Origin of the sequence: Gallibacterium genomosp. 1 (assembly GCF_000771875.1) — a bacterium.
In the GTDB taxonomy this organism is placed as follows: Bacteria; Pseudomonadota; Gammaproteobacteria; order Enterobacterales; family Pasteurellaceae; genus Gallibacterium.
Genome location: NZ_JPXX01000047.1, coordinates 1 through 9,040 on the forward strand (window position 1 = coordinate 1; position 9,040 = coordinate 9,040).

General features: G+C 40.8%; 5 protein-coding genes and 8 tRNA genes. 12 read left to right on the forward strand and 1 reads right to left on the reverse strand.

Annotated features, from left to right (window positions below):
* A partial coding sequence (locus tag JP36_RS10970) for a site-specific DNA-methyltransferase (RefSeq protein WP_039174689.1) occupies nt 1-1,488 on the forward strand: 1,488 nt, incomplete at its 5' end.
* Between the two features lie 10 nt (nt 1,489-1,498).
* Nucleotides 1,499-4,108 (forward strand): DEAD/DEAH box helicase family protein, encoded by a 2,610-nt coding sequence (locus JP36_RS10975; protein WP_039174692.1) that lies wholly within the window; start codon nt 1,499-1,501, stop codon nt 4,106-4,108.
* 125 nt (nt 4,109-4,233) lie between these two features.
* Here the strand turns inward: JP36_RS10975 and gltX are convergent, their stop codons facing one another.
* Nucleotides 4,234-5,685, reverse strand: a complete 1,452-nt coding sequence (gltX, locus tag JP36_RS10980) for a glutamate--tRNA ligase (RefSeq protein WP_039174693.1) — start codon at nt 5,683-5,685, stop codon at nt 4,234-4,236.
* Between the two features lie 173 nt (nt 5,686-5,858).
* Here gltX and JP36_RS10985 point away from each other — a divergent pair.
* The 10 genes from JP36_RS10985 to JP36_RS11030 all read left to right on the forward strand — a co-directional run bounded on the left by JP36_RS10985 (nt 5,859) and on the right by JP36_RS11030 (nt 8,932).
* Nucleotides 5,859-5,934: transfer RNA gene (locus tag JP36_RS10985), tRNA-Val, on the forward strand.
* Nucleotides 5,935-5,954: 20 nt separating this feature from the next.
* Nucleotides 5,955-6,030, forward strand: a tRNA-Val gene (locus JP36_RS10990).
* A gap of 30 nt (nt 6,031-6,060) precedes the next feature.
* Nucleotides 6,061-6,136: transfer RNA gene (locus JP36_RS10995), tRNA-Val, on the forward strand.
* A gap of 29 nt (nt 6,137-6,165) precedes the next feature.
* Nucleotides 6,166-6,241: transfer RNA gene (locus JP36_RS11000), tRNA-Val, on the forward strand.
* Nucleotides 6,242-6,339: 98 nt separating this feature from the next.
* The gene (locus JP36_RS11005) at nt 6,340-7,464 is read left to right on the forward strand and encodes an anhydro-N-acetylmuramic acid kinase (RefSeq protein WP_039174694.1); all 1,125 of its coding nucleotides are present in this window, start codon (nt 6,340-6,342) and stop codon (nt 7,462-7,464) included.
* Complete coding sequence (murQ, locus tag JP36_RS11010) at nt 7,464-8,378, forward strand: N-acetylmuramic acid 6-phosphate etherase (protein ID WP_018347184.1); 915 nt, start codon at nt 7,464-7,466, stop codon at nt 8,376-8,378. Before JP36_RS11005 ends, murQ begins: the two co-directional genes overlap by 1 nt.
* A gap of 182 nt (nt 8,379-8,560) precedes the next feature.
* Nucleotides 8,561-8,636 (forward strand) — tRNA-Thr (locus JP36_RS11015).
* 31 nt (nt 8,637-8,667) lie between these two features.
* Nucleotides 8,668-8,752: transfer RNA gene (locus JP36_RS11020), tRNA-Tyr, on the forward strand.
* Nucleotides 8,753-8,780: 28 nt separating this feature from the next.
* Nucleotides 8,781-8,855, forward strand: a tRNA-Gly gene (locus JP36_RS11025).
* A 1-nt stretch (nt 8,856) separates the two neighbouring features.
* A tRNA-Thr gene (locus JP36_RS11030) sits at nt 8,857-8,932 on the forward strand.
* Nucleotides 8,933-9,040: the final 108 nt, after the last annotated feature.

Consider the following 9,040-nt stretch of genomic DNA (forward strand, 5'->3'; position numbering starts at 1 on the left):
ATCGATCCGCCGTATAATACGGGGAACGATTTTATCTATAAAGATAACTTTGCCGACAGCCAAGCCGATTATGCGGAAAAAGTAGGCGATAAAGACGAAGCGGGCAAACTTAAGCGTGCCTTTGTGAAAAACAGCAAAGAAAACGGGCATTATCACAGCAATTGGCTCAATATGATGCTGCCTCGCCTGCATTTGGCACGAAATTTATTGCGTGATGATGGCGTGATTTTTATTTCCATTGATGATAATGAACAAGCCCAATTGAAATTGCTTTGTGATGAAGTGTTTGGGGAGGAGAATTTTGTGGCAGATTTAATTTGGGAGAAAAAATTTAGTCCACAAAATGATGCGAAGTGGTTTAGTACTAATCACGATTATATTGTTTGTTATGCTAAATCAAGCGATGCTTGTAAGATTAATTTATTGCCAAGAACAGATGAAGCCAATTCCAGATATGGAAATATAGATAATGATTTTAGAGGTAATTGGACTTCAGATAATTTATTGCGTAAAGATGTACAACAAAGTGGGCTTTATACAATTACTACACCAAATGGCACCCAATATAATCCACCTTCAGGCAGAAGTTGGCGAGTATCTCAGGAAAAATTTAATGAAATGGTTGCCGATAATCGTATCTGGTTCGGTAAAAGTGGAGGAAATGTTCCTAGAATAAAACGATTTTTAAGTGAAGTTCAAAATGGAATTAAAGCAATTTCTTTATTGAAACATAATGAGGTTGGGCATAATCAAGAAGCAAGCCAAGAGCTCAGGAAAATTTTTGATGGAGAAAGTTATTTTGATACGCCAAAGCCAATTCGCTTATTAGAGCGAATATTAACGTTATCTACCGATAAAAACGATTTAATCCTCGACTTCTTCGCAGGCTCTGCCACCACCGCCCACGCGGTGATGCAACTTAATGCCGAAGATGGCGGCAACCGCCGTTTTATTTGTGTGCAGTTGCCTGAAAAAACGAGCGAACAATCCGAAGCCTTTAAAGCAGGTTTTCACTCCATTGCCGATATTTCCAAAGAACGCATTCGCCGTGCGGGCAAGCAAATCGCCGAACAATATCCTAATCAAACCATAGATACGGGTTTTAAAGCCTTTAAACTTTCAGGCAGCCATTTCAAACAATGGCAAACGCCAACAGAACAGGATTTAGAAAAGCAATTGCAAATGTTTATTGACCCTGTGGTAGAGAACACCGACACGCAGGCGATGATGTATGAATTATTATTGCGTTTGGGCTTCAGCCTCACGGCAAAAGTGCGGTGGGAAAATCACGTGTATTGGGTGGAAGAAAACCATCAGCGCGTGGCATTGATATTAAATGAAGTGAATGAATCAATAATCAATGACGTGATGGCACGCCAGCCGCAAAAAGTGGTGATGCTGGATCGTTTATTTAACGGCGATGACGCATTCAAGAAAAATACCGAATTGCAAATGAGCGATGCGAATATTGCTTTATGGGTGATTTAAGGAGAAGAAAATGCAACTTCAATTTGAAACCTTAGATTATCAATTGCAAGCAGTGGAAGCGGTGGTTCAATTATTTAAAGGGCAAGGGAACGCCCAAGAAGAGGGATTGGTTTTAACCAGCCCAAATGCGGAGAATATTAGGGGAAATCGCCCTTTGCAGTTGAATGAAGCGGCTTTGCAAAACAATTTAGATACGCAACAAAATAAAGCAAAAACCGACCGCACTTTGATTGCTGAACAGGGTAAAAATTTTACCGTAGAAATGGAAACGGGAACGGGCAAAACCTATGTGTATTTACGCACCATTTTTGAATTAAACCAACAATATGGCTGGCAAAAATTTGTGATTGTTGTGCCAAGCGTTGCCATTCGCGAGGGCGTGTTGCATACCTTGCGTGCTACCGAATCCCATTTTGCTACGGTGTTTGATAATCCGAGCGTGAAATACTGTGAATATAAAAGCACGCAATTAACCGCATTAAAAAACTTTTCCCAAAGTAACCATATTGATATTTTGGTGATTAATATTGATTCTTTTGCGAAAGAAAACAATGTGATGAATATGGTTCGAGAAAGCGGCATTGCACCGATTGAATATATTCAGACGGCCTGCCCGATAGTGATCATTGATGAACCGCAAAATATGGAAACTGAAACCCGCCGTAAAGCGATTGAAAGTTTAAACCCATTGTTTACCTTGCGTTATTCCGCTACGCATAAAAATGCCTACAACCCTGTTTACAGCCTCAATCCCGTGCAAGCCTACGAATTGGGCTTGGTGAAGCAAATTGAGGTGGACAGCGTACTGGCAAACAATGATTTAAATGGGGTGTATTTATCGCTGAAAGAAATCAAAACGGGCAAAAAAAGCTGGTCAGCCAAAATTGAATTATTGGTGAACGACAAAAAGGCGATGAAGAAAAAAGCCATCACCGTCAAGCCCAATCAAGATTTGTTCGATCTTTCCAAAGGCAATGAACAATACCGCAATGGCTTTATTTTGAGCGGAATGGACACCGAGCAAAAAATGGTTTCCTTTGCCAATGGGGTGGAAATTTATCAAGGAACAGATCATTCCCAATTAAAAGACGACATTCAGCAAATGCAAATCCGCCGCACCATCGCCGAGCATTTGCAAAAAGAGAAAAAATTACGTGAGCAAGGCATTAAAGTGCTTTCTCTGTTTTTTATCGACAAAGTAGATAATTACCGCAATGGCGGTAAATTCGCCCAATGGTTTGATGCCATTTACCGCGAGCTTTCAGGCAGCGATCCGCAAGGCGTGCATAATGGCTATTTTTCTCAAGACAAAAAAGGCAATGCCAAAGACACCAATGGCAGCACACAAGCGGATAACGACACCTATCGCCTGATTATGAAAGACAAAGAACGGCTATTGGATTTAAACAATCCGTTGCGGTTTATATTTTCTCATTCCGCATTAAAAGAGGGCTGGGACAATCCGAATGTGTTTCAGATTTGCACCTTAAACGACACCGCCAGCGAAATGAAAAAACGCCAAGAAATCGGGCGTGGATTAAGGCTGCCTGTGAATCAGCAAGGGCAACGGATTTATGATCGCCGCCAAAATATCCTCACCGTGATTGCCAATGAAAGCTATGAACAATTTGCTGCCAGCCTTCAGCGTGAAATTGAAGAAGAATGCGGCGTGCAGTTTGCCAAGAGCAATATCAAAAAATGTGAAGATAAAAAACAGGTTCAATATCGCAAAGATTTCAGCCTACACCCTGACTTTGAACAGATTTGGAAACGCATTCAATATCAAACCACTTATCGGGTGAAGTTTGAACAACAAGAGTTAATTAAAAGTGCGGTGGAAAAAATTCGCAAAATGCCGCCGATTGAGGCGATACAAATCCGCCACGAAAAAGCCCATTTAACCATCAATGAACAAGGCATAAGCACACAATATCGCTCAACAGGGGCAACCAATGTGCGTGCTTCATTCCATATTCCTGACCTGCTCAATGCCTTGCAAAACAAAACAGGATTAACGCGAATAAGCTTATGCCAGATTTTGCAACAATCGCAAAGGCTGCCTGAAGTTTTCCATAATCCACAACAGTTTATTGATTTAGTTGCTGAAAAAATCAACCTTGCGTTACAGCAAATCATGGCAGAGGGCGTGGAATACCGCAAAATCACCGGTAAAACCTATGCAATGACGCTATTTCAGGATTTTGAATTTTTTAAAAATGAGCATACTTTTGCAGTGGCAGAACAACAGAAAACCATTTATGAAAACTATATCCCGCTAGATTCCCAAACCGAATATCAATTTGCTAAAGATTGTGAAACCAGCGAAGAAGTGGAATTTTATTTTAAGCTGCCTGAAAAATTTAAAATCCCTACCCCATTAGGCCATTACAACCCTGATTGGGCAGTGGTGTTTAAAGGTGAAAACAAAATCTATTTTGTGGCAGAAACCAAAAATACAGGAGAGGGCATTCAACGCGGTGTGGCGGAAGAAAAATTACGCGAAAGCGAGCAAATGAAAATTGCCTATGCCCGTAAAAATTTTGATTATTTGCAAACAGAAAATTCTGATTTGGATTATTGCGTGATTGAAAAAGTATCGGAGCTGTCAGAGAAATTATAAGGAAAAATAGGATTTATCAGTTGCTTTGTATGAATTTGTGATCTTTTAGATTTTTAGTTTTAATTATAAAACATTAATTCTTTTGAAAAGATAGGGCAATGTTACCCTATCTTTTCAAATAGTTATTATGCGTTTTCCACTTTATTCTTAATAAATTCAATCGCTTTCTGAATGCGGTTTAAGCAACGTTCTCTACCGATAAGTTCAAGTGTAATATCTAATGATGGGGATTGTCCTGATCCTGTTACAGCAACTCGTAATGGCATACCGACTTTACCCATTCCAACGTCTAATTCATTCGCAGTTTGCTCGATCACTTGATGTAATTCGTGAGCTTTCCATTCCGAAAGTTGATGCAATTTTTCTAATGCAACGCTTAATGGCTGAATAGCTGCGGCTTTAAAATGTTTTTTCGCTGCTGCTTCATCAAATTCACTGAAATCTTCGTAGAAATAACGGCTGGCTGTTGCCATTTCTTTTAAGGTTTTACAGCGTTCACCTAGTGCTTTTACAATTTCGGTTAATTCTGGTCCATTTTGGGTATTAATTTTTTGCTCTTCCATATGCCATTCAAGATAATGAGCTACCTTTTCTACTGGTAATTCACGGATGTAATGGTGGTTTACCCATTGTAATTTGTCGGTATTAAATGCACTTGCTGAACGGCTAACCTGATGAATATCAAAGAATTTGACCATTTCTTCAATAGAGAAAATTTCCTGATCACCGTGTCCCCATCCTAAACGTACTAAATAATTTAATAATGCTTCCGGTAAATAACCTTCATCACGATACTGCATTACATTAACTGCACCGTGACGCTTGGATAATTTTTGCCCATCATCACCTAAAATCATTGAAACGTGTGCATATTGTGGCACAGGCGCGCCAAGTGCTTTTAAGATATTGATTTGGCGAGGTGTGTTATTGATGTGATCTTCACCACGCACAACGTGAGTGATGCCCATATCCCAGTCATCAACCACAACACAGAAATTGTAAGTTGGAGAGCCGTCGGTGCGGCGGATGATTAAATCATCAAGTTCGCTGTTGCTGATTTCGATTTTTCCACGCACGGCATCATCAAAAATCACTGAACCTTCGGTCGGGTTTTTAAAACGAACAACGTGAGGTTCGCTCGGATCGTGATGTGTGTGATCGTGTAAACAATGGCGATCATAGCGTGGTTTCTCTTTATTTTTTTCCTGCTGTTCGCGCAAGTTTTCCAAACGTTCTTTGCTGCAGTAGCAACGATAAGCTAAACCTTGTTCCAACATTTGATCAATCACTTGATTATAACGATCAAAACGTTTAGTTTGGTAATAAGGACCGTGATCCCAAGATAAGCTCAGCCACTCCATACTTTCTAAAATAGCATCAACTGCCTGCTGGGTGGAACGCTCCAAGTCGGTGTCTTCGATACGAAGTACAAATTCACCTTGATTGTGTTTGGCGTATAACCAAGAGTAAAGTGCGGTTCTTGCTCCGCCAACGTGTAAATAGCCTGTTGGACTTGGTGCAAAACGGGTACGTACTGTTATATTTGGATCTAAATTAAATAGTTTTTCGATTTCCATTATATTCTGCCTACAAATAAAAAATAAAAAACGGCTCTATTCTACTATGAGTTAGCATTATTCTTAATAAAAACTTGATATTTATGTTTACTTTTAGAACAGTTAGCAAATGAAAATCAAAAAGCGATTGACTGGATATAAATTATAATTATAATGCCACGAACACAAAATATGGGCGATTAGCTCAGTTGGGAGAGCACCTCCCTTACAAGGAGGGGGTCACTGGTTCGAGACCGGTATCGCCCACCATATTTTGTTAGTTGTCATAAGGGCGATTAGCTCAGTTGGGAGAGCACCTCCCTTACAAGGAGGGGGTCACTGGTTCGAGACCGGTATCGCCCACCACTTATGACAATCACCCAATATTAACAATGTGGGCGATTAGCTCAGTTGGGAGAGCACCTCCCTTACAAGGAGGGGGTCACTGGTTCGAGACCGGTATCGCCCACCACTATTGTTAGTAGCAACGAATTTCTATTCGGGCGATTAGCTCAGTTGGGAGAGCACCTCCCTTACAAGGAGGGGGTCACTGGTTCGAGACCGGTATCGCCCACCATCTTATCCTTCGTTAATATTTCTATTTAAAGTTAATTTATTCTTGCTGATGAAAATGGTAAGGTATCGTCTATTGTTCTACCCTATAGATAACTTTTTATGCAACCCAATCTTTATATCGGAATGATGTCTGGCACCAGCCTTGATGGTGTAGATACCGTTATTGTTGATTTCTCAAACGCTTTCCCTCAAATAGTGACCTCATTATATGCGCCTATGCCGCAGGACTTACGCGATGATTTGACAGATTTAATGCGTGGCGTGACAACTTTGCAGAAACTGGGTGAAATTGAGCAACGGTTATCTTGGCTTTATGTTGAGCAAGTTAGACAGATTTTGCAGCAACAAAGATTATCGGCAGAGCAGATTATTGCGATTGGTTGTCACGGGCAGACGGTTTGGCACGCTCCAATGGGAAAATATCCGTTCACAATGCAACTGGTAGACGGTAATTTATTAGCGGCACAAACAGGAATTACCACAATAACTGATTTTCGACGTAAAGATATAGCGTATGGCGGTCAGGGCGCGCCGTTAGTACCGGCATTTCATCAAGCGATTTTTTCTAATCCGAAACATTTAACCGTATTGCTCAATATTGGCGGTATCAGTAATGTCACTATTTTATATCCGGACGGAACAGTAAGTGGTTTTGATACCGGACCGGGCAACACTTTGATGGACAACTGGATTAAATTGCATCATGGTAGAAACTTCGATCAAAACGGTGAATGGGCAGCACAAGGTCAAGTGAATACGGCATTATTACAAAGCTGTTTGCGAACCGAGTATTTCCATCAGTTACCACCGAAAAGTACAGGACGAGAACTGTTTAATTTACCTTGGTTACAACAAAAACTTGATGCATTACCGCAAATTGCTGCTGTTGATGTACAAGCAACGTTATTGGAATTAACAGCACAGACAATAGTTGAACAATTACCGAAATTACAAACTGAAACAATGTTATGGGTGTTCGGTGGCGGTGCGAATAATCCGGTTTTAATGCAACGTTTGCAGGATTTATTACCGAATTGGCGAATCAGAAATAGTAATCAGAGTGGCATTGATGCCGATTTTATGGAAGCCACTGCTTTTGCGTGGTTGGCATATCGTACCATACATCATCAAAGCGGTAATTTGCCCTCTGTAACAGGAGCAAGCAAAAACGCAATTTTAGGAGCAATTCATTTAGCGGATAAGATTAATAATAAGGATTTATGATGACTTCTCTTTTTAAAACTTTGGAACAACTCACTTCTGAACAACGTAATATCTCTTCGTTAAATCTAGATCAACTTTCTGCATTAGAAATCGTTCAGTTAATGAATCAGGAAGATCAAAAAGTAGCATTAGCAGTGAACGCCCAATTAGTTCAAATTGCACAGGCAGTTGAAGTTATTGTTAGTACCTTTCAGCAAGGTGGTCGCCTTATTTATCAAGGTGCAGGAACAAGTGGTCGATTAGGGGTTTTGGATGCGTCAGAGTGTCCGCCGACATTTGGCGTGCCGTTTGGACAAGTTATCGGTCTGATCGCAGGTGGTGACAGGGCGATACGGAAAGCAGTAGAAAATGCGGAGGATAACAGCGAGGCTGGTAAAGTGGATTTAATGCAGGTTCAGCTTTCAGACAAAGATGTGGTGGTCGGCTTGGCAGTAAGCGGTCGAACTCCTTATGTATTGGGTGGGTTGGAGTATGCTAAAACCTGTGGGGCGAAAACCATAGCAATTAGCTGTAATGCATATTCAGAGATGTCAAAAATAGCAGATATTTCAATCACGCCGATAGTTGGTGCGGAAGTCTTAACTGGTTCATCCAGGTTAAAAGCAGGAACAGCACAAAAAATGGTGCTGAATATGCTTTCTACCGCCAGTATGGTGTTAATGGGTAAGTGTTACCAAAACTTGATGGTGGATGTGCAAGCGACCAATGAAAAATTGCGGCATCGAGCGGTAAATATTGTGATGCAAGCAACAGAATGTGATCGCGATACTGCAAAGCATTATTTATCATTGGCGGATAATCAGGCGAAATTGGCTATTATGATGATTTTAGGCAATTTAGATAAAGCTCAGGCAAAAGTGTTGTTAGAGCAGTCACAAGGAAGATTACATCAAGCAATACGGAAATTGGAATAGGTTATATTTTAGTCTATAAGCGATAAATATTATTAACAGTATCAAATAGAGTACTGAAACTGTAAAAAACGAACAGTTTTTGCTTGAGATTTAGTCTAACAATAAAAAATACCGTTTTTTTTGAAAAAAAGGCTTGCCAGAAGAAAAAAGATCCCTATAATACGCCTCACTTGCTTAACGATGCCGACTTAGCTCAGCAGGTAGAGCAACTGACTTGTAATCAGTAGGTCACCAGTTCGATTCCGGTAGTCGGCACCATCTTAAAAGTAAGTAGTAGCATTAGCACAGTGGAGGGATTCCCGAGCGGCCAAAGGGAGCAGACTGTAAATCTGCCGGCTCAGCCTTCGAAGGTTCGAATCCTTCTCCCTCCACCATTTTATGATGGGACAGATGAATATAGGTGCGGGCATCGTATAATGGCTATTACCTCAGCCTTCCAAGCTGATGATGCGGGTTCGATTCCCGCTGCCCGCTCCACGCTGATATAGCTCAGTTGGTAGAGCGCACCCTTGGTAAGGGTGAGGTCGGCGGTTCAAATCCGCCTATCAGCACCACCTCTATTTTTCTTTCCTTTTTTATATCCTGTAATTATCTTTGGTTAATGTGGTAATTTACGCCATCGATAACCGTGTTTTTTTAGGGGACTTTCCATGTCTAAAGAA